The following is a 21,065-nucleotide window of genomic DNA, read 5'->3' as shown; positions in this document are numbered from 1 at the left end:
TTATATATATAAAGTAAAATCCCCTCAAGAATGTTGAGGGGATTTTTATTGGAATAATTATAATTTTAATCTTTCTTTAAAAACTCTTCTTTTGATTTGATTTCTGGAGCCTCCATTCCTGCTTTGTCTAAAGCTTTCATGAATTTTTTCCCTTCTTTATCCATGATGGTTGCATAACGTGCCTGCTCTGTTGCAAACTCGTCTTTAATCAATTCATAATTCTGCATCAATCTTCCCGAAACATTGTCGTAGTTGGTTGCAATATTGCTATAAAGTTCGCCCATACGCTCGCGGAGTTCTGGCTCTGCACTTGCTACATAATTATCACCAGTTGTAACTACTAAGTCTGTTCTCAAATTTTCCAAAGCATCCCATAAAGTTTGAGCTTCTTTTACACCTTTTCCTCCAGCGTCAATTACTTCTTTTGCTTTAGACTGGGTTTGACCAATTTCATAAACCATATATGCTAAATCTTCCACCATCTCAAACATTTCTTGCGTCAAAGCTTCTTGTTTTTTGCGGTCGGCAACAGTAGTAATAGATTTTTCATCATATTTCGTTTCAATCGTATGTTCGTAGGTGTCTTTCCCTTTGGTCAATACTACTTTATATTTCCCAGCAGGGGCACGTGGAGAAGTGAAACCTCCATATGCCATTGTTTTTGCAGCAGCCATTTTAGGATTCGTCGTGTTGAAATCCCATTCTACGACATTGATTCCTTTAGATTTTCCAGGAGAAAGAGTTGTGATTTTATTTCCCTGCATATCTTGAATTTCCATTGTCATTTTACCAAAGGTGTGACGCTTCTGTAAATAATAAATGATTCTCGCTGAAGTTGATTTGTTTGCTCCTACAAATTGTGTTTCTGCTCCAAAACTTCCCGAAAACCCACTATCTTCAGTCATAACAAAAGGTTCTGTTTTAAAGAAATGAACATCTTCTGCAAGGACATCTTGGTTTAGTTCTCTCAATGGACTAATATCATCAATGATGATTACACCACGACCGTGCGTTCCCATCACAATATCGTTTGTTTGCTTTTGCATATCAATAAAATGAACGGCAACCGGAGGCATGTTGTTGGTAAAATGTGACCAGTTTTTTCCACCGTCTATAGTAACATAGAGTCCCATTTCGGTACCAAGAAAAAGTAAATCTTCATTTACAAAGTCCTCTTGAATGTTGCGCACAAAAGCATTTTCTTGAATGTCTGCAGAAATTATCGATTTCCAAGTTTTTCCAAAATCGGTGGTTTTCATTGCATAGGGTTTCATATCTCCCGTTGTATGTCCTTCAAAAACAGCGTATGCAGTTCCTTTTCCGTGTACACTTGCTTCAATATGATACACCCATGTATTTGCAGGAATTCCAGTTAGATTTTTGGTTACATTATTCCACGATTTTCCGCCATCTTGCGTTACTTGTACGTTTCCGTCATCGGTTCCTACCCAAAGAATGTTCTGATCAAGAGGAGATTCTGCAATAGTAAAAATGGTAGTGTGATTTTCAGCACCACTATTATCTACAGATAATCCACCACTACTAGATTGGTCCTGCTTGCTCTTGTCATTGGTAGTTAAATCTGGAGAAATAATTTTCCAAGTATCTCCCATATCATCGGAAACATGCACAAATTGACTTCCCATATAAAAGCGATCAGGCTGGTGTGCGCTAACTGCCATTGGAGCATTCCAATTAAATCTCAATTCAGCATCTCCCTTTTTTGGAAGTGGTTGGATTGTTTTTGTTCTGTTTCTATCTATGTCGTAGCGCCAAACGTTTTCGGCACCTTGCATTTCAGAATACACAATATTTTTTGTAGGGTGTTTTAAAACTCTAAAACCATCACCGTAGCCCACACTGTTCCAGTCACGTGCATTTACGCCACCTGGCGATGATGATGGACCATACCATGCTCCATTATCCTGTAAACCGCCATATACATTGTAGGGTTCTGCATCGTCAACGCTAATATGGTAAAATTGGGATAGAGGTAAATTTTCAACAATTTCAAACGTAGTTCCTCCATTCCAAGAGCGGTAGATACCACCATCAGTTCCAGAAAAAATCATGTCACTATCATTGATATGAAATGCCAAATCATGGATATCACTGTGCATATTTCCGAGGTCTTTAAAGGTCTTTCCCCCATCTCTACTTATAGAACCGCTCAAACCTCCTTTTAAAACGATATCTGGATTTTTAGGATCGATGACAATTCTAGAAAAGTAGAACGGACGCACGACCAAACCAAAATCATTATTTAAATGTTCCCAACTTTTTCCGGCATCTGTCGATTTCCAAAGTCCGTTTTTGCTTTTGTCCTCTGTTTCTAATACCGAATATAGAATATTAGAATCACTCGGAGCTACTGCTATTGCAATACGTCCCAATTGTCCACTTGGAAACCCTGAATGGATTTTGTTCCAAGTTGCACCGCTATCGGTGGATTTGTAAAGTGCGCTATTTAAGCCTCCAGAATTAAACCCCCAACCTGTGCGACGAAACTGCCACATAGAAGCATAAAGCACGTTCGGATTGTTTGGATCCATAATTACATCACTTGCTCCTGTGGAAGGGCCCACATATAAAATTTTATTCCAAGATTTTCCACCGTCGTTAGATTTGTAAACCCCGCGGTCTGTACTATCGCTCCACAAAGCTCCAAGTACGCCTACGAACATTTCGTTCGTGTTTTTTGGATTGATGACAATCGATGTAATTCGTTCACTATTTTCGAACCCTGGAACTTCCTTAAAGTTAGAGCCTCCATCAGTTGATTTAAATAGACCATCACCAATTGAAACTGAATTACGCGTCCAAGTTTCTCCAGTTCCAACCCAGATGATATTGTCTGGGTCTTTTGGGTCAAGTGTAACGACACCAATGGATTGCACGTGTTCATCAAAAATAGGAGCGAAGGTCGCTCCTCCATCGTTTGATTTCCAAACACCACCACCAGCGGTACCCGTATAAATAATTCGAGGATTTGTTGGGTGCAGTTCAAGATCGTTGATACGACCACTCATTAAAGCAGGTCCTATGTGGCGGGCTTTCATGTCACCAAACAGTTCTTTTCCTTTTAACGAAATTTCTTCTTGCGCATTACCTGCAAAGGGAATTGCCATCAATACCGTAAGTATTGGAATAAAGATTTTTTTCATTTTCAATGTTTTTTAGTTTAGACAAAAGCATACATTCAAATGAAAGAATAGATGCGTCGTTAGTTAGTTGAAATACCAAATTTCAGAAAACATAGGATGTGTATTCCTGAAATGTGCTATTTTTTTGATTTGTGTATTAGTTGACTAAATATACAAACTGTTACAATTTCCGAAGAAAATTTCAGAAAAACTAGACATAAAAAAAATCCCCGATAGTCGGGGATTTTTTTTGATTTATGAAGATTTGATTATTTTTTATCTTCTGGAAATGCAAATAATGCTGGGTCAACTTCTGGATTAAGGGTAATCTCTTTAATTGTAAAAGTTCCTACACCACCCATTCCCATTGAAAAAGGGAAGTAAAGACCATCAACTTCTTGATAGTCACTAAAAGTAGATTTGCTCATTTGTCCTTTCATTTCTCCTGAAGGAATAGCCGCCTCCATCATAATTGGCACATAATTTTCAGTGTCGAAATAGAAGAAAGAAACATTTGGTTCTTCTTTTCCGTCAACTAAAATTGGCTTCATTGTAAGTTTCATTTTAAAAACTTCAGTTCCTTCTTGAGTTTCTTTTCCTAAATACTCAACGTCAAATCCTTTTTCCTTATAATTTAGAAACGGAGTAGGAAAACTACCAGCGTTGCGTTTCATGTTTTCAGCTGCTTCTGCATCACTTTTTTCAGGCATCATGGTCATAAAATTTGTTCCCCACATCGTGTCACCATCAAAAGCACCTTGTGTTAATTCTTGTCCTTGAATATTAATTTTGACAACTTGTCTACCATCGGTCAATTGATACATATCAACAGGAATTTCCATTCCTTGACTTACTGAACCAGACATTTTAACTCCTTCAAGTTTGTTCCAAGCTTCAACACCGCCAGTGTTTTCAAAATATTGATCTAAAATTTCGTCTGCTGTTTGAGCCGTCATTGCTGGTGCTACGACCATAATTACTAAAGCAGCTATAAGCGTTTTTATTGTTTTCATGTGTTTTAGTTTTAGTGTTTTTTACGTTATTATAAATATAAGTCTAAATGGTTTTTGGATTGTTACAATTTCATAAAATATTTTCTTCGGAAATTTTAAACATCCACCACTTGTTTAGTATTTCAAAAGCCTTGCCAAAAATTTAATTGTAAAGTATCTTTACGTAAAACCATTTTAAAATGAAATTTGGAAGTGTAGATAACCCAGCCAAAATAGATTTTGCGTTACCGCCAGACCATCCGGATACAAAAAAGCAGCTGTCAAAATATAAAGTAAGCGACAAACCTAACCTCTATGTAGGTTGCGCAAAGTGGAATAGGGCAGACCTCAAAGGTTTTTATCCGCGAGGAACTAAAGATGAACTTACCTATTACAGTACTCAATTTAACAGTATTGAATTGAATGCTACATTTTATCGCATATTTTCGGCCGATGTTTTTGCCGGTTGGTATGATAAAACTCCACCTCATTTTAGGTTTTTCCCTAAAATGTTTCAAGGGGTAACCCACTGGAAACGGTTAAATGATTTTGAAGGTTATTTAAATGAATATTTGTTAAACGCTTCAAATTTAAAAGAGAAACTTCAAATGCCTTTTGTGCAAATGCACGGTACATTTGGACCAAAGAATATAGACCGCTTAGTTCCATTTTTTGAAGCTATACCGAAAGATATGCAAGTAGCGGTCGAATTTAGACATACAGATTGGTTTAATGATGAAGTGGTTGCCGATGAACTCTATGACATTTTGGAAAAATATAATGCTACAAATGTGATTGTGGATAGCGCTGGGCGGAGAGATTTATTACATATGCGAATGACAAGCGATACGGCATTTATAAGATATAATGGCGCAAATCATGAAAGTGATTATGACAGACTCGATGATTGGCTCGACAGATTAGAAGTATGGTTTTTGCAAGGATTGCAGAATATATATTTCTTCGTTCACCAGAATATTGAAAAAGCGTCGCCATTGTTATCTGCACATTTTATTGAGAAAGCGAATGAACGATTTGGCACTGATCTTCACATCCCAAATATGGATAAACCTGACACACTATTTTAAAAAATATCACTATGAATTTCCACACACGTAAATGGATCAAACCAGAAGATTTAAATCCCAACGGCACTTTATTTGGTGGGCGATTGCTCGAATGGATTGATGAGGAGGCCGCGCTTTACTCGATTATTCAGTTGGAGAATCCTCGAACAGTAACTAAATATATGAGTGAGATAAATTTCCGAAGTTCTGCAAAAAAAGGAGATATTATTGAAATAGGATTGGAGCCTACAAAATATGGCAATTCTTCATTGACATTAGCTTGCGAAGTACGAAATAAAATGACGCGTGAGGTCATTATTACTATCGATACTATTATTATGGTAAGTCTGGGCGAAAATGGAAAACCTAAAGCACACGGTAAAACCGAAATAGAATATGTGAAAGATAGATTTTCTGATGATTAATCCTGCTAGGAATTAATACATATCGTCTGGCATTTTTTCAGTGCCTTTTATTTGCTCATTGGCTCTCTCTAAATCTTTCGTAGTAACAGCATCTGGTTCCTGAATAGAAGCCCCTTCAGGTTCAAGACTAAATTTAATAAACACTGGGAAATGATCAGAATCTATTTTCTCTCCCTTTTCCATAGACACTACTCTAAATTCTTTTGAAGCAAATACATGGTCCAAAGGCCAGCGCATTAAAAAATTTTTGGCATTAAATGTATTGTACAATCCGCGACCTTTCCTTGGGTCAAGTAATTTGCTTACTCTCTGAAACAATTGCGAAGTTTGAGACCACGCAACATCATTAAAGTCGCCCACGACCATTGTGGGCAATTTATTTTCTAAAGCAAGTTTAGCCGTTAACATCATTTCTTTATCCCTATCTGTTGACATAGGATTGTGCTGTGGCATAGGTGGTGTGGGATGGATAGAATATAACTGTACTAAATCACCTGAGCGTAATTTTATTTTGGTATGAATGGATGGAATACTATCATCCACTTGATATTTTATTTGTGGTTCAATGAGTTCAAGTTTAGAATACAATAGCATTCCGTAGGTATTATTTAAAGGAACTTCAACTTTATAAATATAAGCAGGGTCTAAAGAATCAGTAATTTCATTTTTCCAAGTTACATCCGTTTCCGTAAAGACCATTATATCTGCATCATATTTTTTTATCTCTTGATTTAATTTATCGTAAGATGTATTTTTTTGAAGCACGTTCGCCGTAAAGAAGCTCAATTGTTTTTTGGGGTCATCTTTCTGCGCATCGTGCATTTCAAAAGAGGCTAAAGGAGTATAGATGTAAATTTTATAAATTTGATAGGTCATGCAGATGAGCATGAGTCCTGCAAAAAGATAATCAATCTTATCCTTGAAATCGAAACGTAAAAAATACGCAAGGAAAGCCACTATGCTCAAAATGGTTAATTGAACATGTGGAAAATCAAAAACCCGTATCCACCAATAATCCATTGCTACAAAACGGAATAATGTTAATACTACCGTAATAGCACCAAAAATTTGAAGAAAGGTTTTCAAAGATGTTTTTCTAAGTTTTTTAAGAATGCTCATTGGGAACAATTATCTTAAAATTAATACTATTGTTCTGTTTTGTTCATTAAAGAAATTTTATCAAAATCGGTACCCGAAGGACTTTCAAAAACTTCTAAATCAAAATAGGGGACTGCCGCAATTAAGTGATCAAAAATGTTTGCTTGTATACGTTCATAATTCTCCCAAGCCTTGTCGTAAGTAAAACAGAAAATTTCAATAGGAATCCCTTTATCTGTAGGTGCTAAATGCCGCACCATTAAAAATAAATCTGGATTGATAAGTTCGTTTTCGGTAATAAACGCCTCCGCATAATTTCTAAAGATACCAAGGTTTGTTTGATTTCTACCGTTTATTGGTATTGATTTATCTGCAGCTACAGTTCGATTAAAACTAGAGACTTCCTTTTCTCGATGTTCAATGTATGGCGCGATCAATTGAATTTTTTTCAACTCATCTAAATCTTCTTGTGTTAAAAATTTAATGGTATTTTGCTTAATATAAATAGACCGTTTTATTCGTCGGCCTTTGCTTTCTTGCATTCCGCGCCAATTCTGAAATGAATCAGCAATCAAACTATACGTTGGGATGGTGGTAAACGTATTATCAAAATTTTGTACTCTTACGGTGGCTAAGTTTATTTCGGTCACATAACCATCTGCACCAAATTTACTGAACGTAATCCAATCTCCAATACGCACAATATCGTTCACTGAAACTTGTATGGAAGCAACAAAACCAAGGATGGTATCTTTAAAAATTAATAGGATTACGGCAGATAAAGCTCCAAGTGCGGCAACGCTACCTAAGTCAAATCCTGTCAACAGGTTAAACGCAAAAAATATCCCAATTCCCCAAGCAAAAATCATCATTACCTGAATATAACTCTGCAATGGTTTATCTTGATATTTTTCTATGCCTTCAGCATAGTTTTTTGAACTTCTTAGAATACTTCTAAAAACTAAAATGCATAATAGTACTATGTATATTTGAAGCACTATATTCAAAAATTTATCAATACTGGGAAACTCCACAAATATTACTGGTAACGAATGCCACAAGATAATAATGGGAACAAAATGAGCAATATATCTGGGAAAGTTGCTCTCAACTAAAAAATCATCAAAAGTACTCTTTGTCTTATCGCTGAATGCTTTAAAAGATTGAACAATTATTTTTCTGAAAATAATATCGAGCAACGTAACAACTACCGTGAGTATAATACAATTTACAAGGATGTTTACAACGATTGCAAATGTTTCATTCGCTCCAGAATTAATCATGTATTCCTGCAAAAGACAACTATACTCAATAATTTTTTCTTCAGTCATTATAGGTATTTTTTCTCGGCGTAAAAAGGACCAAAAGGCAAGATAGAACATAGCACTACGATTGCGAGTGTCTTGATGCTCCAATTTAAAAGTTGTGATACGTAAACAGCTCCAGCAATATATAACAAAAACAGCACACCGTGCGCCATTCCTACAATTTGCACCATTTGTGGCATTTCCCAAATATATTTTAATGGCATCGCAATCCCCAATAATATAAGGAACGAAATACCTTCAAGAATACTTATAATTTTAAATGTTTTAATCGTTTTTTCCACGGAAATGTAAATTTTCGACAAAGATACTATTGTCCTTTCGACTGCGCGTTTTTTTAAGATTTATTTACAATATGGTTCTTTATAAAGTACTTATCTTTTCAATCTAATATTTCGGCTATAAAATTTCAACATATAAAATTAAACCAAACCCTATGAAACGCTCATTACTAACAACCTTACTCGTACTTCCTTTGCTATTTTCAAAATTCTCCACCAATGCCCAAAATTCTCTTTCCGAAGAAAAGAAAATGAATACCCAATTCAAACTTGAATATGAAAAATTTACTTTAGACAATGGACTCGAAGTAATTTTGCATGTTGACAAAAGCGACCCCATTGTCGCGGTTGCAACAGTAATGCACGTAGGTTCAAATCGTGAAAAGCCCGGAAAAACTGGATTTGCTCATTTCTTTGAGCACATGTCGTTCAATGATAGTGAAAATGTACCTGTAGGTGCAAACCGAAAAATGATTCCAGAATGGGGCGGAAGCCGAAATGGAGGAACTTGGAGTGATGGTACCATTTATTATGAAGTTGTACCCAAAGATGCGTTCGAGAAAATTCTTTGGATTGATAGTGACCGTTTTGGATATATGATTAATACGGTTACCAAAGACGCTCTTGAGCGTGAAAAGCAAGTAGTTAAGAATGAAAAACGCCAACGAGTGGATAACGCACCGTATGGCTATACAGATGAAATTATAAGAAAAAACCTCTATCCCGAAGGTCATCCATACAGCTGGACTGTAATTGGAGCATTGCCAGATTTACAAGCAGCAACCCTTGAAGATGTAACCGAATTTTATAACCAATATTATGGAGCATCAAATGCATCATTAGTCATTGCTGGTGATATTGATATTCCTGAAACAAAAAAATTAGTAAAAAAATGGTTTGGCGAGATTCCAAGCGGTCCCAAGGTGGAAGCGTTGAAGCCAATGCCGGTAAATCTTACCGAAACCAAATCACTTTACTTCAAAGATAATTTTGCAAAGCTACCAGAATTGCGAATGGTATTTCCAACAGTGGAAAATTATAATGAAGATTCGTATGCCCTTCAAGTATTAGGACAATTATTGAGCGGAAGTAAAAAATCGGCCTTATATAAAGAAATCGTTGAAGAGAAAAAATTAGCTCCTGGAATAAACTCCTATCAAAGTAGTAATGAGATAGCGGGAGAATTTATAATTAGAGTGCGTGCAAATGAAGGTGTAGCTCTCGATAAGGTGAAAAGTGCAATTGATAGCGGATTGAAAAAATTTGAAACTAATGGTTTTACTGATAATGAACTAGAACGCATCAAAGCTGAATTAGAAACTCAAGTATATCGTGGTGTTGCCACAGTGTTGAATAAAGCTTTCCAACTTGTACAGGACAACGAATTTGCTGGAGACCCAGAACGTTCTATTAAAGATACTGAGTATATTAAAAACATGACGCGCGAAGATGTGATGCGAGTTTATAATAAATATATAAAAGGTCAAAATTATATTATGACAAGTGTTATTCCGCAAGAAACACCAGAACTTGCTGTAAGTGGAGCAGAAGAAGCTACCGTGTGGATTGAGGAAGTGGGAGCGATGGCTGAAAATGAAGAAGTGGGACAAGGAGAAGAAGCAGTATATGACAAAACACCTTCAAAATTTGACCGCTCAGAACCTGCATTTAGAGACGCTCCATTACTGGAAATGCCAGATGTTTGGACCGGAACATTGGATAATGGAATGAATATTTTCGGAATTGAAAACAACGAACTTCCATTAGTAGAATTTAATATAACCATAAAAGGTGGACATTCCTTAGACCCTGAGGGAAAAGCTGGATTAGCATCCTTGACGGCCGATTTGATGAACGAAGGCACAGCTACAAAGACCGCGGCAGAACTTGAAGAAGCTATCGGGCTTTTGGGTTCTAGTATTTATATAGGTTCTGGCACAGAGGATATTTACATTAGTGGAAGCTGTCTCTCTCGTAATTTTGAAAAGACAATGGCGTATGTTGAAGAAATGCTATTGCAACCTCGTTGGGACGCTACAGAATTTGATAGATTAAAGCAAGAACTTGAAACTTCGTTGAAAGGTAGAGAAGCAAATCCAACAGCTATTGCGGCCATAAATTTTAATAAATTATTATACGGCGAAAACCATAGCTACGGAATTCCCACAAACGGAACTCTAGAAACTATAGATAATATAACCTTAGAAGATGTAAAGCAATTTTACAAGAAACTTTCACCAAAAGTGGCAAGTTTTCATGTGGTGGGGAATATTGAAAAAGCTAGAGTTAAAAGCGCCTTGAGTGGTCTTTCAAAAAAATGGAAAGGTGATGATATCGCTTTGAGCACACAGAAATTACCTGCGCAGGATAAGGCTGGAAATCTCTATTTTATTGATGTTCCGGGGTCTAAACAATCGGTACTGTACATTGGTAAATTGGCAGTTTCCGCAAACGATGAAAATGCAAAAAAACTAGATTTTGCCAATGAAATTCTTGGCGGTGGTTCCAGCGGGCGTTTATTTCAAACACTCAGAATAGGCAGAGGATACACTTATGGCGCATACTCTAGAGTGCCCAATCGCATGGAAATCGCACCTTTTACGATTTCAACGAGCGTGCGTGCAAATGCCACTTTACCTTCTTTAGAAATTATAGAACAAATGGTTGCTGACTACGGAAACGGATTCACTCAAGAAGATGTTGAATTGACTAAAAATAAAGTTATAAAATCAAATACGTTGGCTTTTGAATCTTTTGGAGCAAAATTAGGATTGCTTGAGAACATTAGTAAATACGGGAAGTCATTGGACTATGTAGATAAAGAGCAAAAATTATTAATGCAAATGAATCTTGAAGATTTCAAAAATACAATCGGTATGTATATGGATGAAAAAGAGATGGTTTATCTAGTGGTAGGGGATAAAGAGACACAATTTTCCGAAGTTAAAAAATTAGGAAAACCAGTAATTGAGCTCGATATCTACGGAAATTTGAAAAAGTAAAATCCTATTTTTTCAACAAAAAATTATGAATCAAAACTTACTAATGCTTTTATTTCAAACACAAACCACTACCGAAACGATTACAAATTCTTTGGATCGTTATTATAACGAATTCCTTTCTTCATTGCCTCGAATAGCTTTGGCAATATTTATCATTGTTGCTGGAATTTTGATTGCGCAGCTTATTACAAATATTTATAAGAAGCGTATTCTACAAAAAGCGAGTGATCCTTTAATGGCGCGTTTTCTCGCCCAAGCCATAAAATTCACGCTCATTTCAATCGCGATAATGCTTGGTTTAAAAGCTGCCGGATTGGATGGTGTTGCTACGGGACTTTTGACCGCAGTGGGAGGCGGGGCCATTGTTTTAGGATTTGCATTTCAAGACATTGGGAAGAATTTTCTTGCTGGAATTATACTTGCATTCAATAGACCTTTTGACATCAATGATACAATTATGATTGATACTCATTTTGGAAAAGTGCGAGCGCTCAATTTTCGTTATACACATATAAAAACAAGTGACGGACGTGACATATTTATTCCCAATAGCGATGTTTTAACAAAGCCGGTTCAAAATTATACAGCGGATGGATTTTTCAGAAATGATTTTGTGGTTGGAATTGGTTATGAGGATAATATTTCAGAAGTAAAGGAAATAATTTATAATATTCTTGATAATCACGAGGGTATTGTGCAGGACGAGGAACATAAAAACTTTGTTATTGAAGAAGAGTTGAGTGCAAGCACCATTAATTTAAAAGTATTCTTTTGGGTCAATACGCTGGATTATCGGGTGGCTTCGCGAGTGTTGCGTGGCATCGTCATTAAAAAGGTAATTGAAGCGCTTATTGAAGCTAAGTTTATCCTGCCAGGAAATATTACCGAAATCAAACTCTACGGTGGACAAGAAGATTTACCATTAAAACTGAAGAAAGACCCAGCGGATAGAGAATTGGACAAAATTGAGAGAGCCGAAAATAAAAGTTAAAATAACTAATCACACGGCAACTTATCATTCATTGTTTTAAAGCGCCAGCTTTTTTCGAAACTAAAATGCCACCATTCGGTACGTACGGTTTTAAAGCCAACGGCTAGTAAGCCGTCTTGTAACAGCTTTCGGTTGTCTAGGATTTCTTTACTTAAATTATAATTATCAATATGTGAGGCACGACCGAAAAAGTCGTAATCGCTACCCATATCTACAAAACAGCCATCCAAAGTAACCAGCGTAACATCAACTGCAGCTCCTTTGTTATGGATGCTGCCTTTGCCATAAGGGTTTGCTACATAGGTGGGTCGAGGTACTTTTGACCAAATAAACTTTTGAACATCTAAAGGTCGATAGCAGTCGTAAAATTTTATTTTGTATCCTTTTTCGCAAAAAAATTGGTTAGCCTCAAAAATGGCTTGTGCAACTTCGGGTTGAAGGAGGCATTTAGGACAATCGTATAAAACTTCGCCTATAAAATTGTTCGTGGTGGCATATCTAATTTCATATTCAAATTCTTCACCGTAAATTTTCATATCAACAAGGGAATCCTGCTGTAGTCCATAGCTGAAATTTGATAACAATAAAAGAGGTAGTAGTAAGAGTTTAAAATATGTAATCATAGACACGGCGCAAAAAATTTCCGAAGTAAAAATAACAATTCAAATTTTAAGTTTCCCTTAATATAAAAGGGATTTAAGTATTTGTAGCTTTGAAATATTCACAAAAAAAAATTGAATTATGACAGAATTAAAAAATAAAGTAGCCTTAGTAACTGGCGGGAGCAAAGGAATAGGTTTTGGAATTGCAAAAAAATTATTGGCAAACGGTATTCATGTTGCCATAACAAGTAGGAGCTTGGAAAGTGCTCGAGAAGCAGCTGATGAGTTGAAAAAATATGCGATTCATGATTCAAAAATACTTGCTTTGGAAGCAGATGTTAGGAGTTATGGAGAACAGGAAGCAGCTGTAAATAGGGCTTTGAAAGAATTGGGTGCTATTGATATTGTTATTGCGAATGCAGGTTTGGGGCATTTTGGCAGTATTGAAGAAATGACAGTTGAGCAATGGAATGAGGTGATAGACACCAATCTATCTGGAGCATTTTTCACTTTAAAATCTACCGTTGATTCGCTCAAAAAATCTAAAGGATATTATATTTCAATCTCAAGTTTAGCGGGGACTAATTTTTTTGCTGGTGGAACGGCGTATAATGCGAGTAAATTTGGAGTTACTGGATTTACACAAGCTGCTATGCTAGATTTAAGACAATATGGTATAAAAGTAAGCACCATTATGCCAGGCAGTGTTTCTACACACTTTAACGGGAATGAACCAAGCGAAAAAGGTGATTGGAAAATACAATCTGAAGATATTGGAGATCTGGTAATTGATTTATTAAAAATGCATCCGCGTACTTTACCGAGCAAAATAGAGGTGAGACCAACAACACCTCCAAATAAATAAGATTTTTATCTTTAATATTCAAGCGCTTTCGAGCGCTTTTTTATTTTGCTTTTTTGACCAAATAATGGCCTCATCAAGTGACGTAAATTTTTGAAGTTTAGTTTTGACGAATAACATTTCAAAAATAAAGTTACTCAATCCCGTTCGGTTTTTTGTTACTACTGCAATGGAAGTAAGATTTTGACGGCTCTTAAAGAACTTTAACCAATCCTGTGGATAGATGGAATAAGAGTTTATACGATTGGATATATAAGCGACCCTAATGTCTCTACTTCCAAAATACTCATAAATTTGTTCTATAAGTCCTTCAGCACATTCCCAATTAAAAATAGCACCTTCTTTAATTTCACTTACAACAAAATCATCAAATATGTAAAAGTTACCTTCTTCAATAGTGATTTTTTTCTTTACTATAAGGCGATATTTGCCGTCTTCTATTCTCATTTTGTAAAAAATAATGGCTTAAATTTAAAGAAGTATTTGAGATTGGCAATGTTTCAACTCAAATTTTCGTTAAAGAACATTCTAAAAAAAAAGAAAAGCAGCTTCAATTTGAAGCTGCTTTTCTGTCATAGTTATTTACTTTCAATTAGTTGGCAGAAAGCAGTGCCAGAAATTTATCTAAGTTTGGAAGGATTACTATACGTGTTCTTCTATTTGTTGCACGTCCTTCCTTGGTATCGTTTTCGGTAAGTGGGTGATAGCTACTTCTTCCAGCAGCGATTAATTTTGAAGGGTCCACATTGAAATCTTCTTGTAGTTTTCTAATAACTGCTGTTGAACGTTCAACGCTCAAATCCCAATTATCTTTAACAGCTGCACCATCCTTAACGGTTTGTGCATCTGTGTGTCCTTCTACCATAACCTCCATAGCTGGCTCACTATTAATTACATCAGCTAGACGCTTTAATAGATTATCTGCTTTTGAGTTGACTCTGTAACTTCCAGAGTTAAATAGCATTTTGTCTGAAATAGTAATCATAACTACAGTCTCGTCTATTGAAACTTGAATGTCATCACTGTCCTCAGTCATAAATTCGTTAGAAAGATTCTTCTTTAAATTGTAAGAGACAATTAAATTCATGGAGTCTTCTAAAGTTCTTGCGTTTGCAAGTTCATTTTGGTCCACATTTGCTAAAGCAGCTTTCATTTGTGCCTTATCTTTATTGCTCATCATTACCTTATCATACTTTTGGTATCTAGAATCGCTTAATTCTTTCAACGTAGTATTTGAAGTTGATAAAGATTGAATTTTAGAATTGTACTCAGCAACTCGTTCTTCAATACTTGAAAGTTTTGCACTGAGTTGTTCTTTTTCTAATTCGGTCTTAGCCAGTGTTGACTTTGTTGCATTGTATTCGCCTTCTAAGGCAACATACTTCTTTTTAGACACACAAGATGTCGTTAAAATTGCAACTGAAAATAGGGATACTGCAAATAATTTTTTCATTGTTAAAATTTTTAATGGTTTGTCATTATATAACCGTCAGAGTTAAATTATATTCCTTAACGGGTTGCTATTGTTTTGTTAAAAGTAACCCAACAAAAAAGCCATTCAATTTTATGAATGGCTAATTGTCAATGTTTTATAAAATTTCAGTTGAGATTAACTTAATCCCAGCCAACCTAATACAATAAAGATTATTATAAAAACAATTACAGTTCCAACACAGCCGCAACGACCACCACCAATTTTTTTTGCGCCCCAGGCTGCAATTATTGTTCTAAGTATATTTTTCATTTTCAATGACCGTGAAGACGGGTAGCTATTTAGTTTATTTGATTTTTAAATTTAATTATTCTTTATTTTGATTATGGATTGTCAAATTGTTTTTACCAAAGTCAAGTGTACGTATTGGGAATGGAATATTTACATCGTTTGCATCAAATGCTTTCTTTATTGCTTTGATAGCTTTATGCATATTTTGATTCCCTTGTTTTCCATTTACGCAATCTGCCCAAAAACGAACAACAAAATTTATTGAGCTATCACCAAACTCTTGATAAAAGAATTCAATTTCCTCACCGTCTCTTTGTTCGAAGGCTTCGCCTATAGTTTTTACAGTTAAATCTTCTACCATTTGTAAATCACTTTCATAGCCTACACCACAAGCAACAATCGTTCTTGAACGAGGAGAGATGGAATAATTAGTAAAAGGATTGTCTATAAAAGTAGAGTTGGGGATGATGGTAAATTCGTTATCAGGTCTTTTGATTGTTACGTTACGAAGATTGATTTCGGTTACAAACCCTTTTTCTCCATTGGTTTCAATCCAATCACCTATACTTATTTTAGGTAAAAATGAAAGTATAAATCCTGAAACCGTATTACTTAAAGTACCCTGCAACGCAAGACCTATAGCAAGACCCACAACTCCCGCACCTGCAAGAACCGATGTCAATACTTTATCTAGATCCATTACGCCAAGCGCTACAAAAAAGCCTAGAAGTAATACAACAGCAAATACAATCTGCCCAATCATCTGCTTAACCGATTCTTCTTTTACTTTACTTAAAAGAACTCTTTTTATAACTTTACGTAATCCTTTTGCTATAAAATAGAAAAGTACAATTACTAAAACGGCGATGATAAAATTTGGCAACTTTAGAATGAGAGAATCAAGCCATCCGCCCAATTTGTCCCAAAGTCCAGAAATAGCGTCATCCACGTTAAAGGTTTCGGCGACTTCTTTTGATGTTTCTTTTACTTGCTCTGTAGTAGTTTCTTGCATTGGTTGTTTATTTTGTTCAAATATACGTGTTAGGTTTCAGCAATTGTTTTAACAAAATCCTAAAAAAAAATGCAGATGAAAAATTCATCTGCATTCTGTTAGTTAATATTTCCGAAGTTATTATCCTAAATACTTCTTTAAGATATGACTTTTTGATTCTTGACGTAAACGTCTAATTGCTTTCTCACGAATTTGACGCACACGCTCGCGGCTCAACTCAAAAGTATCGCCAATCTCCTGTAATGTCATCGCAGGTTGCCCGCTCAATCCAAAGTTTAACTTCACAACGTCTGCCTCTCTAGGCGCAAGCGTGTCAAGTGCTCTGTCAATCTCAATCTTTAAAGATTCGTGGATTAACGCTTTATCTGGATTAGGAGTTTCACCACTACTAATTACATCGTACAAGTTATTGTCATTTTCACCTTCTTGAAACGGCGCATCCATCGATAAACTTCTAGAAGAATTTTTCAATGATTGTTTTACACTGCTCACAGTCATATCAAGCTCTTTCGCAATTTCGCTAGCACTAGGTACACGTTGGTGAACTTGCTCTAAGTGAATAGATGCTTTTCTAATTTTGTTGATATCACCAATTTTGTTCAAAGGCAAACGAACCACACGAGATTGCTCTGCGATTGCTTGCAAGATAGATTGTCTAATCCACCATACAGCATACGAGATAAATTTAAAACCTCTTGTTTCGTCAAAACGTTGTGCCGCTTTTACAAGCCCTACGTTACCTTCATTGATCAAATCACTAAGTGTTAACCCTTGATTTTGATATTGTTTTGCCACAGAAATCACAAAACGTAAATTCGCTTTTGTCAATTTGTCGAGTGCGCTTTGGTCACCCTCACGAATACGTTGTGCTAACTCAACTTCTTCCTCCGCGGTTATCATATCAATCTTACTTACATCTTGTAAGTAGCTGTTCAAAGATTTTGTTTCTCTGTTGGTAACCTGCTTGGTAATCTTGAGCTGTCTCATATTATTTCTCTTATTTTTAAATTAAAACTAATTTTTCGGAATTTTTACTCTCAAATGCTCTTGATATTTATTTCTGAAATTTAAAGGAATTGCTATAACTGCTATCCATTAAAAGAGCTGTGATATCATTGCTCGTTTTACATAGAAGTCCAATTAAAGGGAAACCAAAATTTCAAAACTTAAATTCAAACACACGAATACCGAAACTAAAAGTGTGTATTTCAAACATTCAAAAACATTTTTTTCAACTTAACCACATAAAAAGTAATCCAATTAATAAACTATAAATTGGAACGTTTAAATTTCTATAAAACTGTCTTTAAAAAAGAAGGGCTTAAATAGGGGCGTTGTCAAAGAAATGTGTTTTTTGTAAAACCCATAATAGGGCTACAATTACTAATACGTAACAACATCAATTAAAGTTACAGAGAATTTAAAAAAAGTTTTAAAATAATTTATAAAAGGATTCAGTTGTACGTTTTCAAAATACCCCACGACCTATATAATACCTATATTTGATTCTGAAAAAGAAAAGTTTATGAAGTCTTTAAAAAAAGTTTTATGTATTCTATTTGCGCTACTATCGCTTAGCGTATCTGCACAAGAAATATTTTCAGAAATTCAATTAAATAACCCCACAGACATTTCTCAATTAGCTGCTGAAGGTTTTACAGTGGACCACCCAAACATTGACGAAAACAACAATATAAAACTGCTGTTTTCTGAAACCGAACTACAACGATTAAACCAATTAGGAATTCAATATACCGTTACAATTCAAAATTATAAAAACCATTATCTCCAGCAAAGAGTTCAAGACCAACAAAACCAAATCATTCGAAACTCCAACGTAGCCGAAGGATTTGATTTGGGTAGCATGGGAGGCTTTTACACTTTTGATGAAGTTGTTGCCAAGCTCGATGAGATGAAAACAGATTTCCCAAATCTCATCACGGCAAAGACCAGCATAGGCACAACTATAGAAGGAAGGGATATTTGGATGGTAAAAATTTCAGACAACCCAGAAATCGACGAGCCAGAACCAGCAGCTTATTTTGATGCGCTGCACCATGCTCGTGAGCCACTTTCAATGGCAACTAGCATTAATTTTATGTTTTATCTTTTAGAAAATTACAACTCAGATTTGGAGGTGCAATATTTAGTAAACAATAGAGAACTCTATTTTGTTCCCGTTGTAAATCCGGATGGATATGTGTATAATGAAACTACAGACCCCAATGGTGGCGGATTGTGGCGTAAAAATAGAAATGTAGATGCTGGTGGTTGCGTTGGTGTTGATTTGAATAGAAACTATGGTTTTGGATTTAACAATAATGCAGATTGCTCAAGTGGCGACCCTTGTTCTGGGGTGTATCGTGGAACGGGGCCGTTTTCAGAATTAGAAACTCAGGCTGTTTCAAATTTATTATCACAGATCCAACCCAAAACAGCTTTTTCAACACATTCTACCGCGGGAACGTATTTAATGCCTTATGGTTATGACACTTCACCACCAGATTTCGAAATCTATTCAGAATGGGCATCTGCGTTTTTGGATGAAAACGATTATACGTATGGAGTTACATTTCAGATTTTAAACTACACATCTTGTGGTACAACCCGTGATTACTTACATAGCGAGGGAATTTATGGTTGGACTCCAGAAATTGATGGCTCAGGATTTTGGCCTATGCCAAGTACTATCTTCGCTTTGGTAGGAGAAAATGTACGCCCTATGTTCTATCAATCTTTTATTTCGGGGCCCTATTTAGATGTTCAAAGTCACACGCAATTAGATGATGCCATTCCTGGCGAAACCATGGAATTGCTCGTGGAACTCAAAAATGTTGGACTTGAAAACACGAGCGGAAATGTAAATGTTCAATTATCTATTGACAGTCAATTGATTTCCTCACAGAGCAGTATTGATTATGGAATAATAAACGCGAGAGCGCGTAAGGAAAATACAGCCACTCCCTTTTTAATTGAAATTTCACCTGCATTCGACCAGCAATTTTTCAATGTTGAAATCATTCCATTTCAAGATGGTGTTCGCAATGAGTCGATAACCATTCCCATTTTTATTGGGGAACGAACCACTTTATTTAATGATACTTCGGAGAACGGTGCTGCCAACTGGATTTCCTCGGGTAATAATTTGCAATGGGGAGTTACAAATGACGATTCGTATAGCGGGACCACTTGCTTTACAGATTCGGCTGGTGGGAACCAACTGAATAACACATTAAACTTTTTTGAGTTGAATCAATCGTTCGATTTTTCAACAACGACAGGTCCTTTACTGAGTTTTATGGCAAAATTTGCTTTAGCGGCCGGAGATTTTACATCATTAGAAACCTCCATTGATGGCGGTACGAACTGGGAGGTATTTGAAATCTACACAGCGAACGAATCTTGGAACATGAAAAATTATAGTCTAGCACAATTCAACGGTCAAAGTGATGTTCGTTTTAGATTTAAAATGCAATCAAATGAAAGTATACCGGGCGATGGATTTTATTTTGATGATTTCAATATCACAGATTATGAAGAAGAAATTTTAAATATTTCTGAAATTTATAGTGAATTTAATATTTCGGCATTGCCAAATCCTTTTATAAATCAAATAACAATTTCGACTTCAGAAACTTCTAACTTTGAAATAACGTTATTTGATATGCAAGGTCGAAAGGTTTCTGAAACTTTAAAAACCAAAAATGGTACTATTGAAATCAAAAACCTTGACACATTGACCATTGGTATTTATTTTGCAACTGTTGTAACAGAGGCGGGCCCATCAACGTCTCTTAAATTGATTAAGAAATAAAACATTTTTGGTGCAATTATTGTTTATCAAATAGAAAATTAAGTAGCTATGAAATTATTTTTGTCAATATCGTTACTCTTGGCAACCTTTGTTATGAGTGCACAATTTGATAACCCTATTTCAAATTCGGTACAATTTGAAAGAGTAGATACCGCAGTCCCAGAACCTACGGGACTTGAACTTCCTGCAACAAAAGTTCCCGGATTGAGTAATAATGAATATCGTTTTGATGCCAATATGGATAACAATCCATTGGGTAAAGATGATCCAAAACCTCTAGATATTAAAAGCGATGACGGTTTTTTGAGCACGAAGACAGATATGACTCCCAAGTCTTTTGTAAAAGACAAACCTGCCACAAGCGAGTATGACAGAGACCAAGTGCTAGGAGAAATTAAAACGGGTGGTTCTTATGTAAACGTTGTGTATCGCGATCATCAAAGCGTGGACGGAGATCGTATAAGAGTATATGTCAATGATGATATCGTACAGAGTGATATTTCGCTGGACGGAACATTTAGAGGCTTTGATTTAACGCTAGAACCGGGAGAAAATGTGATTGAATTTCAAGCACTCAACCAAGGCGACAGTGGCCCAAATACCGCAGAATTACACGTCTATGACGATAAAGGAACACTTATTTCTAAAAATGAATGGAATTTGTTGACAGGGAGAAAAGCGACTATTGTTGTGTATCAAAATTAGCGATAGCTAGTAGCTGATGAATT

At 35.8% G+C, this 21,065-nt stretch carries 18 protein-coding genes; 7 read left to right on the top strand and 11 right to left on the bottom strand.

Annotation, left to right across the window (positions count from 1 at the left end; genetic code table 11):
• Positions 1–65 precede the first annotated feature (65 nt).
• On the bottom strand, positions 66–3,164 hold the full coding sequence (locus ACSHW7_RS06855; protein ID WP_435678589.1) for a WD40/YVTN/BNR-like repeat-containing protein: 3,099 nt from the start codon (positions 3,162–3,164) through the stop codon (positions 66–68).
• A gap of 248 nt (positions 3,165–3,412) precedes the next feature.
• Positions 3,413–4,156 (bottom strand): outer membrane lipoprotein-sorting protein, encoded by a 744-nt coding sequence (locus ACSHW7_RS06850; RefSeq protein ID WP_435678588.1) that lies wholly within the window; start codon positions 4,154–4,156, stop codon positions 3,413–3,415.
• Between the two features lie 179 nt (positions 4,157–4,335).
• Between ACSHW7_RS06850 and ACSHW7_RS06845 the strand changes: the two genes are divergently transcribed.
• Both ACSHW7_RS06845 and ACSHW7_RS06840 read left to right on the top strand, forming a co-directional pair.
• A complete protein-coding gene (locus ACSHW7_RS06845) occupies positions 4,336–5,223 on the top strand; it encodes a DUF72 domain-containing protein (protein ID WP_435678587.1) in 888 nt (295 codons plus the stop codon).
• Positions 5,224–5,234: 11 nt separating this feature from the next.
• Entirely contained in the window at positions 5,235–5,627 is a 393-nt protein-coding gene (locus ACSHW7_RS06840) for an acyl-CoA thioesterase (RefSeq protein WP_435678586.1), read from the top strand.
• 12 nt (positions 5,628–5,639) lie between these two features.
• Here ACSHW7_RS06840 and ACSHW7_RS06835 read toward each other — a convergent pair whose 3' ends face one another.
• The 3 genes from ACSHW7_RS06835 to ACSHW7_RS06825 are packed head-to-tail and all read right to left on the bottom strand — an operon-like array spanning position 5,640 to position 8,346.
• Complete coding sequence (locus ACSHW7_RS06835) at positions 5,640–6,713, bottom strand: endonuclease/exonuclease/phosphatase family protein (RefSeq protein WP_435678585.1); 1,074 nt, start codon at positions 6,711–6,713, stop codon at positions 5,640–5,642.
• Between the two features lie 59 nt (positions 6,714–6,772).
• Positions 6,773–8,056 carry a mechanosensitive ion channel family protein gene (locus ACSHW7_RS06830; RefSeq protein ID WP_435678584.1) on the bottom strand — a complete coding sequence of 428 codons (1,284 nt, stop codon included), beginning with the start codon at positions 8,054–8,056 and terminating at the stop codon, positions 6,773–6,775.
• Complete coding sequence (locus tag ACSHW7_RS06825) at positions 8,056–8,346, bottom strand: DUF3817 domain-containing protein (RefSeq protein WP_435678712.1); 291 nt, start codon at positions 8,344–8,346, stop codon at positions 8,056–8,058. Before ACSHW7_RS06825 ends, ACSHW7_RS06830 begins: the two co-directional genes overlap by 1 nt.
• A 140-nt stretch (positions 8,347–8,486) precedes the next feature.
• Here ACSHW7_RS06825 and ACSHW7_RS06820 point away from each other — a divergent pair, with 140 nt between their 5' ends.
• Both ACSHW7_RS06820 and ACSHW7_RS06815 read left to right on the top strand, forming a co-directional pair.
• Positions 8,487–11,333, top strand: coding sequence for a M16 family metallopeptidase (locus ACSHW7_RS06820; RefSeq protein ID WP_435678583.1), 2,847 nt, complete (start codon positions 8,487–8,489; stop codon positions 11,331–11,333).
• 25 nt (positions 11,334–11,358) lie between these two features.
• Positions 11,359–12,324 carry a mechanosensitive ion channel family protein gene (locus ACSHW7_RS06815; protein WP_435678582.1) on the top strand — a complete coding sequence of 322 codons (966 nt, stop codon included), beginning with the start codon at positions 11,359–11,361 and terminating at the stop codon, positions 12,322–12,324.
• A 5-nt stretch (positions 12,325–12,329) separates the two neighbouring features.
• Here the strand turns inward: ACSHW7_RS06815 and ACSHW7_RS06810 are convergent, their stop codons facing one another.
• Positions 12,330–12,947, bottom strand: a complete 618-nt coding sequence (locus tag ACSHW7_RS06810; protein WP_435678581.1) for a M15 family metallopeptidase — start codon at positions 12,945–12,947, stop codon at positions 12,330–12,332.
• Between the two features lie 118 nt (positions 12,948–13,065).
• Here ACSHW7_RS06810 and ACSHW7_RS06805 point away from each other — a divergent pair, with 118 nt between their 5' ends.
• Entirely contained in the window at positions 13,066–13,791 is a 726-nt protein-coding gene (locus ACSHW7_RS06805; RefSeq protein WP_435678580.1) for an SDR family oxidoreductase, read from the top strand.
• 18 nt (positions 13,792–13,809) lie between these two features.
• On the opposite strand, the gene ACSHW7_RS06800 is transcribed toward ACSHW7_RS06805, so the two are convergent.
• The 5 genes from ACSHW7_RS06800 to ACSHW7_RS06780 form a co-directional block, all read right to left on the bottom strand.
• A complete protein-coding gene (locus ACSHW7_RS06800) occupies positions 13,810–14,235 on the bottom strand; it encodes a hypothetical protein (protein WP_435678579.1) in 426 nt (141 codons plus the stop codon).
• A 145-nt stretch (positions 14,236–14,380) separates the two neighbouring features.
• On the bottom strand, positions 14,381–15,241 hold the full coding sequence (locus tag ACSHW7_RS06795; RefSeq protein WP_435678578.1) for an OmpA family protein: 861 nt from the start codon (positions 15,239–15,241) through the stop codon (positions 14,381–14,383).
• Positions 15,242–15,397: 156 nt separating this feature from the next.
• Positions 15,398–15,532, bottom strand: a complete 135-nt coding sequence (locus ACSHW7_RS06790) for a hypothetical protein (RefSeq protein WP_435678577.1) — start codon at positions 15,530–15,532, stop codon at positions 15,398–15,400.
• Positions 15,533–15,587: 55 nt separating this feature from the next.
• On the bottom strand, positions 15,588–16,523 hold the full coding sequence (locus tag ACSHW7_RS06785; RefSeq protein WP_435678576.1) for a mechanosensitive ion channel family protein: 936 nt from the start codon (positions 16,521–16,523) through the stop codon (positions 15,588–15,590).
• A 120-nt stretch (positions 16,524–16,643) separates the two neighbouring features.
• Positions 16,644–17,510 (bottom strand): sigma-70 family RNA polymerase sigma factor, encoded by an 867-nt coding sequence (locus tag ACSHW7_RS06780; RefSeq protein WP_435678575.1) that lies wholly within the window; start codon positions 17,508–17,510, stop codon positions 16,644–16,646.
• Between the two features lie 538 nt (positions 17,511–18,048).
• Here ACSHW7_RS06780 and ACSHW7_RS06775 point away from each other — a divergent pair.
• Together ACSHW7_RS06775 and ACSHW7_RS06770 are read left to right on the top strand one after the other, a co-directional pair.
• Positions 18,049–20,337: a M14 family zinc carboxypeptidase gene (locus ACSHW7_RS06775; RefSeq protein ID WP_435678574.1), complete on the top strand. Its 2,289-nt coding sequence runs from the start codon at positions 18,049–18,051 to the stop codon at positions 20,335–20,337.
• A 48-nt stretch (positions 20,338–20,385) separates the two neighbouring features.
• Positions 20,386–21,042, top strand: a complete 657-nt coding sequence (locus tag ACSHW7_RS06770; protein WP_435678573.1) for a hypothetical protein — start codon at positions 20,386–20,388, stop codon at positions 21,040–21,042.
• The last annotated feature ends 23 nt before the right edge of the window (positions 21,043–21,065 follow it).

Origin of the sequence: Patiriisocius sp. (genome assembly GCF_051252435.1) — a bacterium.
GTDB lineage: Bacteria > Bacteroidota > Bacteroidia > Flavobacteriales > Flavobacteriaceae > Patiriisocius.
Note: the sequence above shows the minus strand (reverse complement) of the source record. Positions and strands in the feature narration are given on the sequence as shown.

Coding starts and splice junctions, on each gene's coding strand:
- ACSHW7_RS06855 (WP_435678589.1), bottom strand. CDS start 3,164: ATGAAAAAAATCTTTATTCCAATACTTACGGTATTGATGGCAATTCCC.
- ACSHW7_RS06850 (WP_435678588.1), bottom strand. CDS start 4,156: ATGAAAACAATAAAAACGCTTATAGCTGCTTTAGTAATTATGGTCGTA.
- ACSHW7_RS06845 (WP_435678587.1), top strand. CDS start 4,336: ATGAAATTTGGAAGTGTAGATAACCCAGCCAAAATAGATTTTGCGTTA.
- ACSHW7_RS06840 (WP_435678586.1), top strand. CDS start 5,235: ATGAATTTCCACACACGTAAATGGATCAAACCAGAAGATTTAAATCCC.
- ACSHW7_RS06830 (WP_435678584.1), bottom strand. CDS start 8,056: ATGACTGAAGAAAAAATTATTGAGTATAGTTGTCTTTTGCAGGAATAC.
- ACSHW7_RS06820 (WP_435678583.1), top strand. CDS start 8,487: ATGAAACGCTCATTACTAACAACCTTACTCGTACTTCCTTTGCTATTT.
- ACSHW7_RS06815 (WP_435678582.1), top strand. CDS start 11,359: ATGAATCAAAACTTACTAATGCTTTTATTTCAAACACAAACCACTACC.
- ACSHW7_RS06810 (WP_435678581.1), bottom strand. CDS start 12,947: ATGATTACATATTTTAAACTCTTACTACTACCTCTTTTATTGTTATCA.
- ACSHW7_RS06805 (WP_435678580.1), top strand. CDS start 13,066: ATGACAGAATTAAAAAATAAAGTAGCCTTAGTAACTGGCGGGAGCAAA.
- ACSHW7_RS06800 (WP_435678579.1), bottom strand. CDS start 14,235: ATGAGAATAGAAGACGGCAAATATCGCCTTATAGTAAAGAAAAAAATC.
- ACSHW7_RS06795 (WP_435678578.1), bottom strand. CDS start 15,241: ATGAAAAAATTATTTGCAGTATCCCTATTTTCAGTTGCAATTTTAACG.
- ACSHW7_RS06790 (WP_435678577.1), bottom strand. CDS start 15,532: ATGAAAAATATACTTAGAACAATAATTGCAGCCTGGGGCGCAAAAAAA.
- ACSHW7_RS06785 (WP_435678576.1), bottom strand. CDS start 16,523: ATGCAAGAAACTACTACAGAGCAAGTAAAAGAAACATCAAAAGAAGTC.
- ACSHW7_RS06780 (WP_435678575.1), bottom strand. CDS start 17,510: ATGAGACAGCTCAAGATTACCAAGCAGGTTACCAACAGAGAAACAAAA.
- ACSHW7_RS06775 (WP_435678574.1), top strand. CDS start 18,049: ATGAAGTCTTTAAAAAAAGTTTTATGTATTCTATTTGCGCTACTATCG.
- ACSHW7_RS06770 (WP_435678573.1), top strand. CDS start 20,386: ATGAAATTATTTTTGTCAATATCGTTACTCTTGGCAACCTTTGTTATG.